The following is a 17,772-nucleotide window of genomic DNA, read 5'->3' as shown; positions in this document are numbered from 1 at the left end:
TTCACTTGGATTCGGGCGAAAGCAGCTTCAAGAGATTGGGACGGCCCGAGCGAATACCATCCTCGACCGCCCCGGCGCTTTCGCTGATATCGGTATGCCGGCTAAAACTGGCGATACGACTTGCCTGCCCTATTGCGTAATGCGATAAACCGTTTTCCGGTTCTGTTTCGTTACATATTTTCTTCATCAGGCCGACATCGTTTGATATCCAAGAGCGCAATCGTCAATGCCTGATCGTAAAGCCAGCCTTCTTTTTGCCGCCGCCACCGCGACTGCCGTCATGGCCGTCACCGCGGCGGTGGGGCCGATCACGTTGTTCTGGACCAATGAGACACGTCTGGAGCGAAACGTGGTCGAGTCGCAGATCGAGCGTATCCGCAATGTCCAGGGGTTTCTGGTCGACGCGGAGACCGGCGAGCGTGGCTACGCCTTGACGGAAAAGGACGACTTTCTACAGCCGTACTATGTCGCCGTGTCTCACTTGCCTCCTGCCATCAAAAGCCTGCGAATTGCCTACCAAGGGGATCCGGCCGAAGAGATTGCGCGTGTCGAAGCATTCATCCGGCACGCCGAGCTGAAAATGGTCCACCTGGACAGGGTCGTGAAGCTGGTCAGCCATAACGGCAATGATGCGGCAGAGGCCGAGATCGCCGCTGGTGGCGGCAAGGAACTGATGGACACCGTGCGCGCCTTGACTGCGGAGCTCATTGCTGACGAAACAGAGGAGCTTGTGGCGCTCGAACGGCAGCTTTTGAGCAACATTCGTTGGGCGGTCGCGATTTCCATCCTCAGCTTTATCGTTACCCTGGGGTTAGGACGTTTCATCTACCTGTCCATGCGCAGCAGTGTCCGCCGTCAATCGGAGTCTGCCGTGGCGGCCAACCTGGCCAGCGATCAACTGAGCCTGAGCCTGGCGCGTTTGAAACGCCGAAATGGCGAGATTGGGCTTCTCGCGGAAATGGCCAGGCTGATGCAGACGGAGTTGTCCCAGAAGGAAACGCTTCAGTTGGCCAGTACTTACTGCCAAAAGTTGATACCTGCAAGCGAGGGGGAGTTCTTCCTCTATCGCAACTCGGCTGATGTCCTGCAACACGCCGCAGCGTGGGGACAGGCCGAGGAAAAGGGCATCGATGCGATACTCAACCCCAAGGATTGCTGGGCGATCAGGCGGGGACGCTGGCATTTGTCGGTGCACAACCACGATCTTCGCTGCCCTCATTACCCAGCAGCGTCTGGCACTGACCCAGTGACTGATTGTTGTCTTCCGTTGATGGCTTACGGTGAAATCCTCGGCCTGTTGCATATCCGTCAAGTCGGCTTGCGCGACCTGTCCGAGGAGGGCCTGCAGATCGCTGAAGCCGTGGCGGAACAAACGGCACTGGCGTTGGCGAATGGCCGCATGCGCCAGGTGTTGGAAACCCAGTCCATAAAGGACCCGCTGACCGGGCTGTACAACCGCCGCTTCATGGACGAGACGCTCAACCGCGAGCTGGTGCGCGCCGAGCGCAACGGGGCGTGCCTGAGTGTCGTGATGATCGACCTCGATAACTTCAAGCAGTTGAATGACTCTTATGGCCACTCAGCAGGCGACGCCGTGCTGCGTGCGGCTTCCGCCTTGATAGTGCAATCGCTGAGATCCTCCGACATTGCCTGCCGATTTGGCGGGGAAGAGCTGATCATCATCCTTCCGGACTGTCCGCCCGAAGGTGCTGTGGCCCGAGCCGAATCCATACGGGTGTCTCTGGAAGAGATGAGTCTGGTTGATCACGGCCAGACGCTCACTGCGACTGCTTCTTTCGGAGTGTCCTCCACACAAACCTGCGGGGCCAATCAAAACGCACTGTTGAAGGCCGCTGACTCGGCGCTTTACGCGGCCAAGCGTTCTGGAAAGAACCGGGTTGAATCCTGGCCCTTGTCAAAAAGGTGAGCCGCAAAGCTTGCGTCAGCGTCGAGGCTTATAGCTCACAGGTGGCGCGGATAGCTTCCACGGCCCGCTCACCGATCACGACGCAGGGCGCCATCGTGTTGCCGCTCGTGACATGGGGCAGGATGGACGCATCGGCAATGCGCAGGCCCTGGATTCCGTAGACGCGTAATTGACTGTCCACCACGGACATCGCGTCCCGGCCCATCTTTGCCGTACCGCACTGGTGCCAGTAGGTCACCGCAGCGTTGCGAGCATAGTCTTCCAACGCTTGGGTGTGCAGTTTTCCAGGCAGGCTTTCGCCCTTTACCAAGCCCTTGAACGGCGTCTGGGCGCCCAGTTCCTGGACGAAACGAATGTTTTCCAGGGCGTTGCGCCGATCGGTCGGGTGCGACAGGGTGTTGGGCTGAATGATCGGAGCATCGCTCACACCCGGGCCGCTGAGCGTGATCCGCCCGCGACTTTGCGGGTGGGCAAGGCCAGCGAACATCGTCCAGCCATGGGCGGGAACACCGAGTGCGGCGGTCTCTGCGCTGGGCACTGGAAATTCAACCTGGCAGTGGAACATGTCCGGAAGATGCAAGACGCTTTCGCTGCTCCAGTAGAGCGTCGCCTCCGAGCCGCCGTAACCCACCGGTTGCGGCTTCGCGTATTCGAAGATAACCGCAAAGGACACGTGGTCCTGATGGTTGGCGCCGACGCCGGGCAGGTGCTGGACGAGCGCAATGCCATGGCGCTGCAATTCATCCTCCGGCCCCACGCCGGATTGCATCAGGACCTTGGGCGTGTTGACCGCACCCAGCGAAAGAATGACTTCGTGTTCGGCGTAGAAGCACTCGGCCTGGCCATTGCTGATGGTCTGCACGCCGATGGCGCGTTGGTCGCTGAAGAGCACCCGGCTGACAAGCGTATCGGTCAGGACGGTGAGGTTGGGCTGGCCGCAGCGTGGAGCGACGTAGGCGCGGTAGATCGAATGACGCCGGCCATCCTTGACGATGAGATCGTTCAAGGCCGCACCTCCGCGGCCCTCCATCATGGCGCCGTTGGGATTTTCAAAGGTGGGGATACCCACTGCGGCAGCTGCACTGAGCATGGCGTTGGCAATCGGTTGGGCGTCCCGGACAGGCGCAACATGAACCGGTCCGCCGTTGCCGCGACGCAGCGGATCGGCGATGCCCCGATAGTCTTCCACGCGTTGATAGATCTTCAGGACCGAGGCGTAGCCCCAAGCAGGATCGCCGCTGTCGGCGGCGAAGTCTTCCCAGTCGTTCTTGTGACCTCGGGCCCACAGCATGACATTGACGCTGGACCCGCCGCCCAACCCGCGTCCCATGTTCAGCGGCATCTTCCTGTCGTTGAGGTGAGGGTTGGCTGCACCGACGAAGTTCCAATCGCGCTCGCTGCCCAGGTTCAACGGCCAATGCTGCGGTTCCAGCACATGTGGATGCTCATCGCCGCCGCCGGCCTCGATGAGCAATACCTGGACCTCGGGATTCTCGGCCAGCCGTCCTGCAACGACGGAACCGGCAGTCCCCGCCCCGCAGACAATAAAGTCGTAATGGTGCTTCTTCAGGGCGGGATTCACGGGCATGAGCGGGCTTCCTTTGCAGGCTAATTGTTGTCGAGTTCAGCGCAGCAGCGGCTTGGGTTACTGGCTCTTCTGTACAGCCTGGATAATGACTTTTGCGACGTCTGCCGGGCGTGATTGCTGTGGCACGTGGCTGGCTTCGATTTCGCTGACCTTGGCACCGATCTTCTTGGCGAAAGCCCTTTGCAGGTCCGGCTGGATCATCCGGTCTTCCTTGGCCACGACGTACCAGGTCGGCTTGCCTTTCCAGGCAGCGGCGCTGGTCTTGTCATCGAAGGCCGAGGCGCGGATCGGCCCTTGCGTCGCGGCCATTACCGCGGTTTGTGCTGGGGGAAGGTCCTGGGCAAAACCGCGAGCCATGCCCTCGGTGGTCATGTAGAGGAAGCCGTTCTTGTCGGCGGCGATGTCTTTCACGCCGGATGGAGCCGGGTATTCCTTGCCCAGATCCTTGACGGCTTGACCGGCATCCGGAGCAAACGCGGCGACGTACACCAGGCTGCGAACTTTCTTGTCGGTGCCGGCCTCGCTGATGACAGTGCCGCCCCAGGAATGGCCGACCAACACGACGTCGCTCTCCTGGTTGTTCAGTACACGCTGCGTGGCGGCGACATCGTCAGCCAGCGAAGTCAGCGGGTTTTGTACGACGGTGACCTTGATGCCTTCCGCCTGCAGCAGCGGGACGACCTTGCCCCAGTCGGAGCCGTCGGCGAAAGCGCCATGGACGATCACGACTGAAGGCTGTTGTGGCGCGGCATGGACGGCGCCGCCGAACAATGAACCGGTCATGGCGAGTGTGAGGGCAAGGGCCTTGGGTTTGAACATGATGCGATCTCCTGTTTGGGGTGAGCGCAGTTTCGGCGATACTCGGCGGCCCGGGTATCGGTCGTTTATCCGAGGCCATCAACATTCAATCAGATACATGGAGGTAACGAGATGACGACAGCTGACTGTATCGGGGTGGAAGACGCCATCCTGGCGTTGTCCATGGTCGGCGACCTGAGCATGGGCCAGCCGTTCGATCAGTCGCGTCGCACCGCCCGCTTGGTGCAGATGCTCGCGCAGACTTGCAACGGTGCTGGCGAGCACACCGAGACCGGACGCCAGGTGGCCTTGCTGCGCTGGTCAGGCTGCACCGCCAATGCCGAGGGCTTCACCCGGCTGCTGGGCGATGACGTCGAGGGCCGCAACGCAATGCTGACGCATACCCTCAGCGAAGCGGGACAGCGGGCGATGCGCCGGTCGACGCCGCTGGCACAGATTCATTGCGAAGTGTCCGGTGATATCGCTCACACATTGGGATTGAAGACCGAAGTCGAACAGGGTCTGCGTCATGTGTTCGAGCAATACGACGGTGAGGGAAGGCCATCCGGCCTGCGACATCCGCAGGTGCCGGAGGTGGTTTATCAGGTGTTGCTGGCGGGGGATCTGGAGATTCTGTCCCGTACGCATGGGCTGGAGAGCGCATTGCAATGGATTGCCAGCAAGCGCGATCGCCGTTATCCGACAGCGCTTGCCACTGAAATGCTGCAAAACGCCGAAGACTGGCTGGATCAACTGCGCACGCCGCAGTCAGTTGATTCGCAGGTCGCCACGGCACAGGTGCCGTTGAGCCTGGTTGCTGATGTGATCGATCTCAAGCTGCCGTGGCTGGCGGGGTACTCGCGACGTGCCTCGGAGCTGGTTCGAGAGGCCGCCAGGCTTTCTGGGCTGTCGGCGCCGGCCATTGACCATCTCGGTCAAGCGGCGCTGATCCATGGCATCGGCCGCGCGGCGGTGCCCAATCGCCTCTGGAATACACCGGGAGCCTTGCTCGACGGGGATCTTGAGCAAGTGCGGTTGGTGCCTTACTGGACATCGCGAGCCTGTGGCCAGATACCCGCCCTGGCGGTGCCGGGTCAGCTGGCGGCGCATGCCTATGAGCGCCTGGATGGCAGCGGTTATTTCCGCAGCTTGGGCGGCGACACGTTGCAAACCGAACATCGTTTGCTCGCCGCGGCCCTGGCTTGGCAGGCGATGCTCAGCGAGCGGCCGTGGCGGCCGGCCTTGAGTCACGACGAAGCGAGTTGCCTGTTGTTGGCCGAGGCGGATCAGGGACGGTTCGATCATCGGGCCTGCCAGGCGGTAATGGCGGCATCACGCGGGGAGACCACAATGACAGCCTGCAAGCCGGGCGGTGGACTGCTCTCCGAGCGTGAAACCGAGATTCTTCGGCGCATCAGTACCGGGGGAAGCAACAAAGAGGTGGCGCGCCAGCTGGGTATCAGCCCGAGCACGGTGCGCACCCATGTCGAAAGCGTGTTCCGCAAGCTTCAATGCACCACCCGGGCGGCGGCGACGCTGAAGGCCCTGACGCTGGGTTTGATTTGAAGCCGGCAGTGACTTAACGTCCGCCCGTTCTTTCGAGCAACCGGCTTCTGAACGGCAAATCGCTGGTGCGGTTGGCCGAGGCTTTGCCGATTGCATTGCACAAGGCCCGGACGACGGGTACGTAGCTCACCTGGCTGGGCTGCCGGGCCTGGAGCACACCCGTGGGGTTGATCAGGTGTACCGCGATGTGCCCTGGCAACCATGAGACGAGTGGCCAGCGGGGCCGCTGCGCGAGGGTCGGGCACAGATCAGCGGCCGTCGCGCCAAATTCAGCAGAGGCCACGAACGCGACGCCCATCAGGCACGCGCCTTCCAGCTGAGCGCGCAGGCGGCCGGGGTTTTCTACAGCGCCCAGGTCCGCGACAAACACCGTGTCATGCACAATCAGGCGACCCTCGTCGCTCAGCTCGACATCGAGTACCGCGGCCATGTAGCTCTGCGCATCGTAGTGGGCGGCGATGCCCTGCGTTCGGCGACCTCCTGAAGGCTTGCCCCAATGGCTTTTCGTGGCCGCTTCGCTGATGACATTACGCATTCGCTGGGCGTCGAAGCCTGAACGGTGCTCAGCGCCATGGTTCAGTGTCGGGGCCGAATCGATCAGTGAAAGCAGGTAGTCTCGTTGGTCGCGCCTGCACACAGGGTCCTGTGCGGCCATGAGTTGCTGTTCAGCGCCCAGGCGAAGCAACAGGTCTCTGCGGCTCAGAATGCCGTCTGGCGTCATCGGCCAGACGAAGTGGTCAAGTGCGCTGTCGTGCCCGTCAGGGTGGTTCATTGCGTGTCTCCTTCCGGCTGATGACAAGGGCTCCAGCAAAAGAACAACGGCGGATTCAAATCCTTGCTCAAGCCAGGACCCCGTGGGAGTGAGCCCGCTCGCGAAAGCGCCGGTCCAGCTTGCATCGCTATGGGATGTGCTGACGTCTTCGCGAGCAGGCTCGCTCCCACAGGTTGGCGCTGGCGCCGCAGGAACAATCCTGGCGTTACTTTAGGCGGGACGATCTGACGTCAGGGTGACGGGAGGCTGACAGGAACATGTCAGGCGATAGAAGGGGGCGCCCGGCGCAGGGCACCCCATCCGGTTATCTCAATAAACCTGAGGAACGACGATTTCCGGCGGCGTCGGACTGCGGAAGTAGTCTTCCTGCCTGACGCGTTCCGGTAGCTCGATCACCGGGAGCTCGACTTCTTCATAGGGCATCTGGCCGAGCAGGTGGTGGATACAGTTGAGTCGCGCTTTTTTCTTGTCGTCGGCTTGCACGACCCACCATGGCGCCTCGGCGATATGGGTGCGCTCCAGCATGATCTCCTTGGCCTTTGTGTACGCCTCCCAGCGCCGCCGGGACTCCAGGTCCATGGGGCTCAGTTTCCATTGCTTGAGCGGGTCATGGATACGACTGAGAAAGCGCAGGTGCTGTTCCTGGTCGGAAATGGAGAACCAGTACTTGATCAGCTGGATGCCTGAGCGGGCCAGCATGCGTTCAAACTCGGGCACGGTCCGGAAGAATTCTTCGTACTGATCGTCGTTGCAAAAGCCCATGACCTGTTCGACGCCGGCGCGGTTGTACCAGCTGCGGTCGAACAGGACGATTTCACCGGCGGCCGGCAAGTGTGAAACGTAGCGCTGGAAATACCATTGGGTGCGTTCGCGGTCGTTCGGGGCGGGCAGGGCGGCCACCCGGCAGACCCGAGGGTTGAGGCGCTGGGTGATACGTTTGATGACTCCGCCTTTGCCGGCAGCGTCGCGCCCTTCGAAGAGGATCACCACCTTGTGGCCCGTCTTGACCACCCAGCTTTGCAACTTCACCAGTTCGCCTTGCAGGCGGAACAGTTCGCTGAAATAGATTCTCCGGGCTTCTTTTTCTGACCCTTCTGGAGCCTGTCCATCGAACAGGGCATCCAGGTCGTGTCCGTCTTCGGCCAGCTCCAACTCCAGTTCTTCATCGCTGTGATCGAGCAGTTCACGGTGGATGCGCTGTATCAAGGTGTCGTCTGTCGAGGACATGGTTGTGGGCTCGCGTCGTAGGAGATGGCGAAGTGTTAGTCGTAATTTGTTACGAGGCGATTACAACCGCCGCCATGGTGTAGGCGATATCTGAAGGACATAAGTGCACTTTGCCACTGCGCATTCATAAAACCGTAACAAGAATGTTGCAGAGTTCCCCGGCCCGTCATCACAAGGAATTTCTTTTAATGAAAAGTTTGATGAAGTCTGCTGCGCTCGCCGTTACGGTTTCTCTTTGTGCCACCTCGGCGTCCTTCGCTGCAGAGAACGTCCGTCTGACGGGGTCTGGGGCGAGTTTTCCAGCTCCGATCTACCTGACTTGGTTCAAGGATTTCAGCAAGAAATCCGACGGTGTCACCGTGGATTACCAATCCAAGGGCAGCGGTGCGGGCGTACAGGACTTTCTGAACAAGACCGTTGATTTCGCCGCCAGTGACTCGGCGATGAAAGAGGAAGACATCGCCAAGGTTGCCGAAGGCGTGCAGTTGTTGCCGATGACCGCCGGTGAAATCGTGCTGGCCTACAACCTGCCGGGCAATCCCAAGGGCCTCAAGCTGCCACGCGATGTGTACTCGAACATCTTCCTGGGCAAGATCACCAAATGGAACGATCCGCAGATCGCTGCCGCCAACCCGGACCTGAAACTCACCGATACGCCGATCACCGTCGTTGTACGTGCGGACTCCAGCGGTACCACCGCGGTGTTCACCAAGCACCTGGCAACCATCAACCCGGAGTTCAAGACGGCGCTGGGCGAGGGCAACACCGTCAACTGGCCGGCCAGTGACAAGTTCATCAAGTCGCCGAAAAACGATGGCGTGACCGCGACTGTGCGTCAGACCCCAGGCGCGATTGGCTATATCGAATACGGCTTCGCCAAGCTCGCCAAGGTCGACTTCGCCCAACTGCAGAACAAGGCCGGCAATTACGTCGTGCCGAACGCCGAGAGCGGTGCAGAGGCGCTGGCGGCGGTGAAGATGCCGGAAAACCTGGTGGCCTGGCTGCCGGATCCGGACGGCGCCAAGTCCTACCCGATCACGTCCTACACCTGGATGATCTTCCGCAAGGACAACGGCAACCCGGCCAAGGCCAAGGCCATGCGTGAAATGGTCGAATACAGCCTGACCGAGGGGCAGAAGATTGCCGATTCGATGGGTTACATCCCATTGCCGGCGTCGGTCGTCGAGCAGGTTCGCAAGGCATCCGCCAACATTCAGTAACACCGTGAGGTCTCTCTCGGTGTGTGCCTCCGCGCCACGCCGGGAGAGTTTTCCCCCTGTTCCGGACTTAGCCCATGAACAAACCTTTTGTCGTACCGGTTAATCCGGACTCTGCCTGCCAGCCACCCTCGACGAAGGATTTCCTGGTTGATCGCACTTTCCGTGCGCTAGCGCGCATCGGCGTGGTGCTGATTCTGGCGCTGGTATTTGCGCTGGTGTTCGAGGTGGGACGCAAGGCAATTCCCGGCATGGAGAAACACGGTTTCGACGTGCTCCTGGGCAGCGTCTGGGACGTCAACCAGGGCAAATACGGCATCCTGCCGGCTATCTGGGGCACGCTCTACAGCGCCTTGATCGCGCTGTTGATCGCCGGATTTTTCGGCGTCAGCATGGCAATTTTTCTGACCCAGGATTTCCTGCCGCCCAAGCTCGCGGCGATTTTCCGCACCATCGTCGAACTGCTCGCGGCCATCCCCAGCGTGGTCTATGGCCTGTGGGGGATCTACGTGGTGATCCCGGCGATCCGACCGCTGACAACCTGGCTGAACAGCGAACTCGGCTGGATACCTTTTTTCGGCACGTCCCTGAGCGGGCCCGGGCTGCTGCCGGCGGCGCTGGTGCTTGCGATCATGATTCTGCCAACCATCGCCGCCGTTTCGCAGGATGCGCTCACCGGCGTACCGATGAAAACCAAGCAGGCCGCCTACGGCATGGGGACGACTCACTGGGAAGCGATTCTCAAGGTGATGGTGCCTTCTGCCGCCACCGGCATATTCGGTTCCCTGGTGCTGGGCCTCGGGCGCGCCCTGGGCGAGACGATGGCGCTGGCCATGCTGGTCGGCAACGCCAACAACATTTCCCTCTCGCTGTTTGCTCCGGCCAACACGCTTGCTGCCCTGCTGGCGTTGAACTTCCCCGAGGCCGGGCCGAACGAGATCGAGGTGTTGATGTATGCGGCCCTGGTATTGATGTTGATTACGCTGATCGTGAACATTTTTGGTTCGATGATCATGATGTATGCCCAACGGGGTAATAAGTGATGACAGACCTCACTGCAGCAACAGACTTGACCGCGCCAGCGGGCGCGATGCCCAGCTTGCAGCGCAAGTTCGAAGGCCGCGCACTGCGCAGCCTGATCCTGACCACCCTGGTCTGGGCGGGCGCGCTGCTTGCCAGCGTGCCGCTGATTTCCGTGCTCTACATGCTGATCACCCGTGGTGGCGCGCGCCTGAACCTGGAAGTCTTTACCGAACTGCCACCGACCGGCTTCGAGATGGGTGGCGGCTTCGGCAACGCCATGGCCGGTACCTTCGTGATGGTCGGTATCGCGGCAGCCATCGCGGTGCCGATCGGCATCATGGCCGCCGTCTTCCTGGCTGAGCTGGGGCCGGACAGCAAGTTGGGGAACGCCGCGCGGTTTGCCGCGAAGATGCTCACCGGCCTGCCGTCGATCCTGGCCGGGGTATTCGCCTACGCCCTGGTGGTGATGACCACCGGTACGTATTCGGCGCCGGCGGGCGGCGTGGCACTGGCCGTGCTGATGCTGCCGATCGTCGTGCTGACGGCGGAAGAGTCGATGCGAATGGTGCCCAAGATCATGAAGGATGCCGCCTATGGCATGGGCTGCACCCGCTCCCAGGTGATCTGGAAAATCGTCTTGCCGACCGGCATGCCGGCCATCCTCACCGGCGTCATGCTGGCCGTGGCACGTGCCGCGGGCGAGACCGCGCCGCTGCTGTTTACCGCGCTGTTCAGCAACTACTGGATTTACCACCAGGGCAATCTCGAGGTCATGAACCCGACGGCCTCGCTGGCGGTGCTGATCTACAACTTCTCCGGGATGCCTTTCGACAACCAGCTCGAGCTCGCATGGGCGGCCTCACTGGTGCTGGTGATGATCGTGCTGTTCGTGAACATCATCAGCCGTATTTTCGGCAAGCCCAAGTATTAAGAACGGGAGCATCTGATCTTGAACGTATCCACTGCGCAAATAGCCGCTCCGTTTGTCACCCAGGCACCTGTAGTCATGGACTGCAAACTGGACAAGATTTTTTATGGCAACTTCATGGCGGTCCGTGACAGCCATGTGCCGATCGAGAAAAACAAGATCACCGGGTTCATCGGTCCTTCCGGCTGTGGCAAGAGCACCGTGCTGCGCAGCCTCAACCGGATGAACGACCTGGTGAAAGGGTTCCGTTTCGAAGGCCACGTGCATTTCCTCGGACAGGACGTCTACGGCAAGGGTGTTGACCCGGTGGTCGTGCGCCGTTACATCGGCATGGTATTCCAGCAGCCGAACCCGTTTTCGATGAGCATTTTCGACAACGTCGCGTTCGGCCTGCGCCTCAACCGCTACAAGGGCGACATCGGTGACCGGGTCAAGCATGCGCTGCAAGGCGCCGCGCTGTGGGACGAAGTCAAGGACAAGCTCAAGGTCAGCGGCCTGTCGCTCTCCGGCGGCCAGCAACAGCGCCTGTGCATTGCCCGCGCCATCGCTACCGAGCCGGAAGTGCTGCTGTTGGATGAACCGTGTTCGGCACTCGACCCGATCGCTACCCGGCGGGTCGAGGAGCTGATGGTCGAGTTGAAGAAGGACTACACCATCGCCCTGGTGACCCACAACATGCAGCAGGCCATCCGCGTGGCTGACACCACGGCGTTTTTCTCGGTGGATATTTCCCAGGGCACGCGCACCGGTTATCTGGTCGAGATGGGCCCGACGACGCAGATTTTCGACAACCCGCGTGAACAGATGACCGGCGATTACATCAGCGGCAAGTTCAGCTAAGCCACACATCAGGTCAAGGCCGCATCCCTGCAGAAGCCAAATGGATTTGGCGGGCATCCGGTAGACATTTACCAAGCGTTTTCCAAGGAGCACCAATGCCTGCTACGCATCGCCTTGATTTGCCAGCGATTGAACGCGCACTACGGGAAGTGCAGGACCGCTTCGCCCAGCTCAGCCGGCACTTCACCGAGCCGCGTGACCCGTTGACCGATGAAGTGCTGCAGAATGTGCTTGAAGGTTATGCGTTGGTTGACGAATATGTTGCCCGCGGCGTCGACCTGTTCGATCTGCAGCAACTGAACCTGATGCTGGAGATCAACGCCACGGTGCTCTGCGGCCGGGACCCGGCGCGCCGGTTGGAATACGCCCATCACCTGGCAGCGACCGAGGCGCATTTCTTCAACAATGTTGAAGGAGGCATCAAGGATTTGTACAACTGGTATTGTGCCTATCGCAGCGAGTCGGTGTGGAAGCGCGCGGCAGGCGTCTATGTACGGATTCTCAGCAAGCCACAGTTGTTCATCGAAGGTAACAACCGCAGTGGGTCGCTTATTGTCAGCTATCTGCTGATGCGCGCGGGCTTGCCGCCGTTTGTGCTGACACTGGAAAATGCCGAAGGCTATTTCAACCCATCCTCGGTGATACGCAACTCTGCCAAGCATGGCGTCAAGGCGTTGTACGAATTGCCCAAGATCAAGAAAAAATACGCAGCGTTTTTGGAAGAACAGGCACCCGACCCAATGAAGTTTTTTCTCAAAGGCGAGTCTTTGCCGCTTTCCCAAGGTGGCCATTGATGGACGTCAAATGCAGAACATTCAGCAGCCGGGTAGGGCAGGCCATCCGCGGCGCATTGCCGACGCAGCTGTTCAAGCGCCAGCGCATACGGATTTCGTTTGATATCGATGACACACTCGCCTGCCAACTCCACCATTGCGAAGTCGAGCAAAGCCGGCTTCCGGCCTGCATTCACCGTTGGCTGGGTGAGCCGCTGCGCAGGGGCACCCGCTCGCTGATCCGGGAACTGCGCCGCCAGGATTGCAGTATCTGGGTCTACACCTCGTCCGGCCGCACGCCGTCCTATATCCGCCGTTGGCTGCTGCTGTACGGCATCCGCGTCGACGGTGTGGTCAACAGCGTCCTGCACAACCGTGCCCTGACGGTGCATGGGCTGGAGAACTCACCCTCCAAGTACCCGCCGGCATTCGATATCGACTTGCATGTCGATGACTCGGAAGGCGTGCAGCTCGAAGGCGATGACCATGGCTTTCGTGTTGTCGTGGTGCATCCGCAGGACGAGGGCTGGGCACAGAAGGTGCTGGAGGCAGTGGCTGTTGTCCAGGCGCAGCTTGAGTGGCAGCAGATGTTCAGGCCCAAAGGAGCCGCGCAGCAACGCGCGGAAGCCTCTTTGTCTTGATGCGATGCGGCCTGCCCGCAAAAAGGCGCCATGGTGGCGCCTCAGTGGTTCAGGCGATCTTGATTACAACCTTTCCAAATGCTCCTTTTGCCAGGTGCTCGTAAGCTTCCCGGGCTTTCTCGAACGGATACACCTGATCGATCACTGGGCGAATCCTGTGTTGGTTGAGAAATGCATTCATCCGCTCGAACGATGAGCGCGGCGCCACCGCAATACCGCGAATGGTTGTCTGGCGAAAGATAAGAGGCATCAGTTCGAGTTCCGCAGTCTGGCCGGTCAAAAAGCCGATCTGCGCAATCCGCCCGGATGCCTTGGTCGCTGCGATCGATTGATTGATGCCGCTGCCTCCGGCCACATCCAGCAGCAGATCCACGCCTTTACCCTCGGTCAGCTTCAGCACTTCGTCTGCCCAGTTTGGCGTAGTCCTGTAGTTCACGCCTGCTACGGCCCCCAATCCCTTCACAGCTTGCAGATTTTCGTCGCTGCTCGACGTTGCGATCACCTTGGCGCCGAGCGCAGTTGCGATCTGCACGGCAAATATCGACACACCGCCAGTGCCTTGGACCAATACGGTTTGTCCAGGCTCAATCTGCCCGAAGTCCACCAGTGAATACCATGCCGTGAGCGCGGCAATCGGCAGCGTAGCGGCCTCTTCATCGCTCATGTTGTCGGGCGCACCCACGGCGCTTTCCTGATGGATGATCATGTATTCGGCCAAGCCACCGGGCAATGGTGATCCAAAACAGTAATCCGGCTCATTGGGTCCGGGCTCGCCATCCAGCCAACGGGAGTAGAGGTGCGAGTTGACCCGATCACCGATCTTGAAGCGCGTCACACCATCGCCAAGTGCGACCACTGTTCCGGCCGCATCACTTACGGGAATGAGGGGCTTGGGCACCTTATGCGGCTCATAAATGCCGTCAACGATGGCCTTGTCGCGAAAATTGAGCGAGACAGCGCCAACCTTGACCAGCAATTCGCCGGGCCCCGGGCGTGGGGTAGCCGTCTCTTCCAGTTGCAGATTGTCGAGTCCGAAGTCTTTCAATAGCCAGGCTTTCATTGTGAATCTCCAAACGAGTCAGTGACGGCAAACCGCAGAGGGTTCGCCTTGTGTACATGGTTCGCTTTTGGAGCGGCGCAATAAATGCGTGAAAAAAGACATGATTGTTATATTCTGCGGCAACAATAGCGTTCGCCAGGACCTGACATCATGGAATTGCTGCAATCAATGCGTCTATTCGCCAGGCTTGCCGAACTCGGCAGCTTCACAAAAACTGCCGAGTCGCTGGATATAGGGCGGCCGCAGGTCACCCGTTCCATTCAGGAGCTGGAGACATCATTGGGTGTGCGCCTTTTCCAGCGCACGACCAGAAAGGTGGCGCTCACCGCCGAGGGCGAGCGATTCTATGGGCGGGTACAGGAGATTCTTGCGGACATTTCTTCCGCAACTTCGATGTTCGACCGCACCGGGGCAAAGCTTACGGGCCGACTTCGCGTCGATATCCCGACCGCTTTCGCGCAAATGGATTTCATCAGAAGCCTGAAAGCGTTCACCAGCACCTTCCCTGGCATCAACGTGATACTGGGCGTGACCGACCGAGCCGTTGACTTGATAGGAGAGGGCATAGACTGTGCGTTGCGCATAGGCGATCTACCGGACTCGACATTAGTCGCTCGCCCCGTTGCATGGGCGACAATGGTGACGTGCGCGGCGCCCGAATATCTTGCCAGGCACGGCGAACCCGAGACACTTGGCGACTTGGTCGCCCATCGAGGCGTGAACTTCTTGTCCGGTCAGAGCAGCAGGCCATTGCCCTGGCATTTCATGGTGGAAGGCCAGGATCGAGCGTTTGTAAGCAACCCCGCCATCACCGTCACTGAATCGAATGCGTACGTGCAGTGCGGTGTGTCGGGCTTCGGAATAATCCAGGCGCCGGGCATCGCTGTGGCCGGGTATCTGGAAAGCGGCGCTTTGGTGGAGATTCTAAGACCCTTTCGACCAGCTCCTCGCCCAGTGTCGTTGCTATACCCAAGCCGGACGCACCTGGCGCCGCAAGTGCAGGTTCTTCTCGAATGGCTGCAAGCGCACTTTGTTCAGCTTCATCCCGAGTGGTTGGAACGATAGAGCGGCCAGGAACATCTTGAGCCCTGCCAGGACATACGAGACAGTCAGGCTGTCATGGCGCGATTCAAGGCAACGATTTGTTCATGTGAAAGCTGACTGCCGGGCGCCATGAACCTGGCGATCAACGCGTCGCGGTTTTGCGCCGCCCGGGTTTTGTCAGCCGCGTCCAGCGCCAATTTCAACGCCGGCAATGTCAACTCGGTGCAGTAAGCCGGTGTACCTGGCTGCTGACGCCAAGAGTCATCAAGGTTGCCAGCGGCAAATGCGCTAAAGCCGGTGTCCTCGACGAGATCCTGCGCAACCGCCAAAGCGGCGGGATCGCTCCCTGCCACAGGTAACGCTATGCGTGTTGAGGCCCCGGCTGGCTGGCCTTTGTCGGCGAGCGTGGCGGCGAGCAGGGCGTTCCAGGCCTTGATGACCGGGCGGCCAAGCTGTTCGCTGACCCAGATGCTCTCGGGCTTGCCGGCATCGACGTCCTTGATCGCCCCGTCATGGCCTGGATAGTAATTGGAGGTGTCGATGACGACGGTCTTTTCAGGGACGTTACTGAATGCCTGCCCGAGTTCGGGGTGTTTTGCGAACGGGATCGAGAGGATAACCGCGTCCACCCCAGACACAGCCTCTTCCCTGGTCACTGCCTTTACACCGATTTCGCTGGCGAGTTTCTGTAGGCTTTCAGGGCCCTTCGAGTTCGCCAGCTTGATTTCATGGCCGCACGCAGCGAGCTTGCGGGCAAGGGTGGCTCCAATGTTTCCCGCGCCGATAATTCCGATCTTCATTTCGATGGCCTCGCATAAAAAGTTATCAAAATTTCATCATTCAGCTGGCGCTTTGTATCCCGCCAGCATTTTCAGAACCTCGTCATGTGTACCATCCGCTTCGGCAAACCGTAATGGCTTGGCGCGCTCGACGACAAGTTCCTGTGGCGTCGGGGTGATGGCGAGGAGTTCGAAGATTTCATCCAGGAACTGCTCCAGGGGCATGGCGTGTTCGTCGTTTTCCTGCCCAAGCAAAGTGGTACGCACACCCGGCGGCGCAAGCTCGATGACTTCGACCGAAGACGCCTCCAGCTGTACTCGAAGACTTTGAGTAAAGGAGTGCACGGCCGCTTTGGTTGCGCTGTAGGTCGGCGTCGCCGGCAGCGGGACGAATGCCAGGGCGGAGCTGACATTCACAATCGTTGCGCTGGGCTGTTTGATCAGATGCGGCGTAAACGCGTACACCATGCGAATCGTGCCGAGCAGGTTGGTGGTCACGATATCTTCGGCGGTGCTCAGATTGTCCGGCGCAGTCAGGTCCTCCCATTGCATGATGCCTGCGTTGTTGATCAGGACGTTCAGGTTCGGATGGCTGATCGCAAGGGTTTCGCTGGCATGCAGGATGGATTGTGGATCGCAGACATCCAGCAATATCGATTCGATACCCGGATGTTCCGACACGACTTTATCGAGCAGCGCCTTGCGACGTCCCGCGATAATCACTTTGTTTCCCGCCTCGTGAAGCCTGAGCGCAAGGCCAAGGCCTATGCCTGAAGTGCCGCCAGTGACCAGGATCGTGTTGCCAGTGCGGTTCATAGTAAACTCCAGTGATGTTATTCAAGCGGACAGCTGTCCACTTACGCAACGTACCGGACAGCTGTCCGCTTAGCAATGCATTCAAGGAAAATTGTTGCTTATGCCTGACGAATTGGTGATGCGCGCCGACGCCAAGAAAAACCGTGAACGGATACTGGAGGTGGCCGTGACAGAGCTGACCCTCGATCCCGCGGTCCCGCTGAGCACGATTGCGAAGAAAGCCGGGGTAGGCCAGGGCACGTTCTATCGTCACTTCGCCACCCGCGAAAAATTGGTATTCGAGGTCTATCAATTCGAAATGCAGCAGGTGGCTTCGTTGGCGGAACAACTGCTCGCCACGAAACCGCCGAAGGAAGCCCTCCGGGAATGGATGGACTGCCTCGCCGAATATGCGATGACCAAGGCCGGACTTGCGAGTGCGATACGCCAGGCCGCTTCTGCCTATGAGTTTCCGGGGAAGTCGGGATACGCGCCGATGCTGGCGGCGGCAGAATTGCTCTTGAGGGCTAACGAAAAGGCTGGAACGATTCGTAGCGGAGTGACCAGCGACGACTTTTTCCTGGCCACTGCCGGAATCTGGCAAATGGATTGCCAGAGCGAATGGCACCCGCGTTTCTCCAGGTTGATGGACCTGGTCATGGATGGCCTGTGCGCGGGCAGCCCTGAAAGCCTGAAGAGGGACAATGACTAGTTTCCAAACCTCAAGGCGTCGGCAAACCCGTGGGGAGGGAGGGGCTGGCGTTCCAATGTGCGGCGCTCACAAAAGGGCCGCT

General features: G+C 59.9%; 18 protein-coding genes. 10 read left to right on the top strand and 8 right to left on the bottom strand.

Going from position 1 to position 17,772, the window contains the following annotated elements:
• Window position 1: 1 nt before the first annotated feature.
• Window positions 2-187 carry a hypothetical protein gene (locus tag J3P96_RS13655; protein WP_434657972.1) on the bottom strand — a complete coding sequence of 62 codons (186 nt, stop codon included), beginning with the start codon at window positions 185-187 and terminating at the stop codon, window positions 2-4.
• A gap of 39 nt (window positions 188-226) precedes the next feature.
• Here J3P96_RS13655 and J3P96_RS13650 point away from each other — a divergent pair, with 39 nt between their 5' ends.
• Window positions 227-1,927: a diguanylate cyclase gene (locus tag J3P96_RS13650; protein ID WP_434623650.1), complete on the top strand. Its 1,701-nt coding sequence runs from the start codon at window positions 227-229 to the stop codon at window positions 1,925-1,927.
• Between the two features lie 28 nt (window positions 1,928-1,955).
• Here J3P96_RS13650 and J3P96_RS13645 read toward each other — a convergent pair whose 3' ends face one another.
• Both J3P96_RS13645 and J3P96_RS13640 read right to left on the bottom strand, forming a co-directional pair.
• Window positions 1,956-3,515 carry a GMC family oxidoreductase gene (locus tag J3P96_RS13645; protein WP_434657970.1) on the bottom strand — a complete coding sequence of 520 codons (1,560 nt, stop codon included), beginning with the start codon at window positions 3,513-3,515 and terminating at the stop codon, window positions 1,956-1,958.
• A 57-nt stretch (window positions 3,516-3,572) separates the two neighbouring features.
• A complete protein-coding gene (locus J3P96_RS13640) occupies window positions 3,573-4,334 on the bottom strand; it encodes an alpha/beta hydrolase (RefSeq protein ID WP_434657968.1) in 762 nt (253 codons plus the stop codon).
• 111 nt (window positions 4,335-4,445) lie between these two features.
• On the opposite strand from J3P96_RS13640, the gene J3P96_RS13635 reads away from it, so the two are divergent.
• Complete coding sequence (locus J3P96_RS13635; RefSeq protein ID WP_434657967.1) at window positions 4,446-5,879, top strand: HD domain-containing phosphohydrolase; 1,434 nt, start codon at window positions 4,446-4,448, stop codon at window positions 5,877-5,879.
• A 13-nt stretch (window positions 5,880-5,892) separates the two neighbouring features.
• On the opposite strand, the gene J3P96_RS13630 is transcribed toward J3P96_RS13635, so the two are convergent.
• A complete protein-coding gene (locus tag J3P96_RS13630) occupies window positions 5,893-6,651 on the bottom strand; it encodes a hypothetical protein (protein WP_434657966.1) in 759 nt (252 codons plus the stop codon).
• A gap of 309 nt (window positions 6,652-6,960) precedes the next feature.
• Complete coding sequence (gene ppk2, locus J3P96_RS13625; RefSeq protein WP_434600769.1) at window positions 6,961-7,878, bottom strand: polyphosphate kinase 2; 918 nt, start codon at window positions 7,876-7,878, stop codon at window positions 6,961-6,963.
• Window positions 7,879-8,066: 188 nt separating this feature from the next.
• Between ppk2 and pstS the strand changes: the two genes are divergently transcribed.
• The 6 genes from pstS to J3P96_RS13595 all read left to right on the top strand — a co-directional run bounded on the left by pstS (window position 8,067) and on the right by J3P96_RS13595 (window position 13,300).
• Entirely contained in the window at window positions 8,067-9,098 is a 1,032-nt protein-coding gene (gene pstS / locus J3P96_RS13620) for a phosphate ABC transporter substrate-binding protein PstS (protein ID WP_434600770.1), read from the top strand.
• 74 nt (window positions 9,099-9,172) lie between these two features.
• Window positions 9,173-10,138 carry a phosphate ABC transporter permease subunit PstC gene (pstC, locus tag J3P96_RS13615; protein ID WP_305501066.1) on the top strand — a complete coding sequence of 322 codons (966 nt, stop codon included), beginning with the start codon at window positions 9,173-9,175 and terminating at the stop codon, window positions 10,136-10,138.
• Window positions 10,138-11,049, top strand: coding sequence for a phosphate ABC transporter permease PstA (gene pstA, locus J3P96_RS13610; protein WP_305501065.1), 912 nt, complete (start codon window positions 10,138-10,140; stop codon window positions 11,047-11,049). Before pstC ends, pstA begins: the two co-directional genes overlap by 1 nt.
• Window positions 11,050-11,124: 75 nt before the next feature.
• Window positions 11,125-11,886 carry a phosphate ABC transporter ATP-binding protein PstB gene (gene pstB / locus J3P96_RS13605; RefSeq protein WP_025214260.1) on the top strand — a complete coding sequence of 254 codons (762 nt, stop codon included), beginning with the start codon at window positions 11,125-11,127 and terminating at the stop codon, window positions 11,884-11,886.
• 95 nt (window positions 11,887-11,981) lie between these two features.
• On the top strand, window positions 11,982-12,680 hold the full coding sequence (locus J3P96_RS13600) for a hypothetical protein (RefSeq protein WP_305501063.1): 699 nt from the start codon (window positions 11,982-11,984) through the stop codon (window positions 12,678-12,680).
• A complete protein-coding gene (locus J3P96_RS13595; RefSeq protein ID WP_434657963.1) occupies window positions 12,680-13,300 on the top strand; it encodes a hypothetical protein in 621 nt (206 codons plus the stop codon). The genes J3P96_RS13600 and J3P96_RS13595 overlap by 1 nt, the downstream gene beginning before the upstream one ends.
• 49 nt (window positions 13,301-13,349) lie before the next feature.
• On the opposite strand, the gene J3P96_RS13590 is transcribed toward J3P96_RS13595, so the two are convergent.
• Entirely contained in the window at window positions 13,350-14,360 is a 1,011-nt protein-coding gene (locus J3P96_RS13590; protein ID WP_434657960.1) for a zinc-dependent alcohol dehydrogenase family protein, read from the bottom strand.
• Between the two features lie 150 nt (window positions 14,361-14,510).
• Here J3P96_RS13590 and J3P96_RS13585 point away from each other — a divergent pair, with 150 nt between their 5' ends.
• The gene (locus tag J3P96_RS13585) at window positions 14,511-15,425 is read left to right on the top strand and encodes a LysR substrate-binding domain-containing protein (protein WP_434657957.1); all 915 of its coding nucleotides are present in this window, start codon (window positions 14,511-14,513) and stop codon (window positions 15,423-15,425) included.
• Between the two features lie 44 nt (window positions 15,426-15,469).
• Here J3P96_RS13585 and J3P96_RS13580 read toward each other — a convergent pair whose 3' ends face one another.
• Entirely contained in the window at window positions 15,470-16,204 is a 735-nt protein-coding gene (locus tag J3P96_RS13580) for an NADPH-dependent F420 reductase (protein ID WP_434657955.1), read from the bottom strand.
• A 36-nt stretch (window positions 16,205-16,240) separates the two neighbouring features.
• Window positions 16,241-16,999, bottom strand: coding sequence for an SDR family oxidoreductase (locus tag J3P96_RS13575; protein ID WP_434657952.1), 759 nt, complete (start codon window positions 16,997-16,999; stop codon window positions 16,241-16,243).
• A 100-nt stretch (window positions 17,000-17,099) separates the two neighbouring features.
• Between J3P96_RS13575 and J3P96_RS13570 the strand changes: the two genes are divergently transcribed.
• Window positions 17,100-17,690 (top strand): TetR/AcrR family transcriptional regulator, encoded by a 591-nt coding sequence (locus J3P96_RS13570; RefSeq protein WP_434657950.1) that lies wholly within the window; start codon window positions 17,100-17,102, stop codon window positions 17,688-17,690.
• Window positions 17,691-17,772 lie beyond the last annotated feature (82 nt).

The sequence above is a fragment of the Pseudomonas sp. R3-56 genome (assembly GCF_051132075.1).
In the GTDB taxonomy this organism is placed as follows: domain Bacteria; phylum Pseudomonadota; class Gammaproteobacteria; order Pseudomonadales; family Pseudomonadaceae; genus Aquipseudomonas.
Note: the sequence above shows the minus strand (reverse complement) of the source record. Positions and strands in the feature narration are given on the sequence as shown.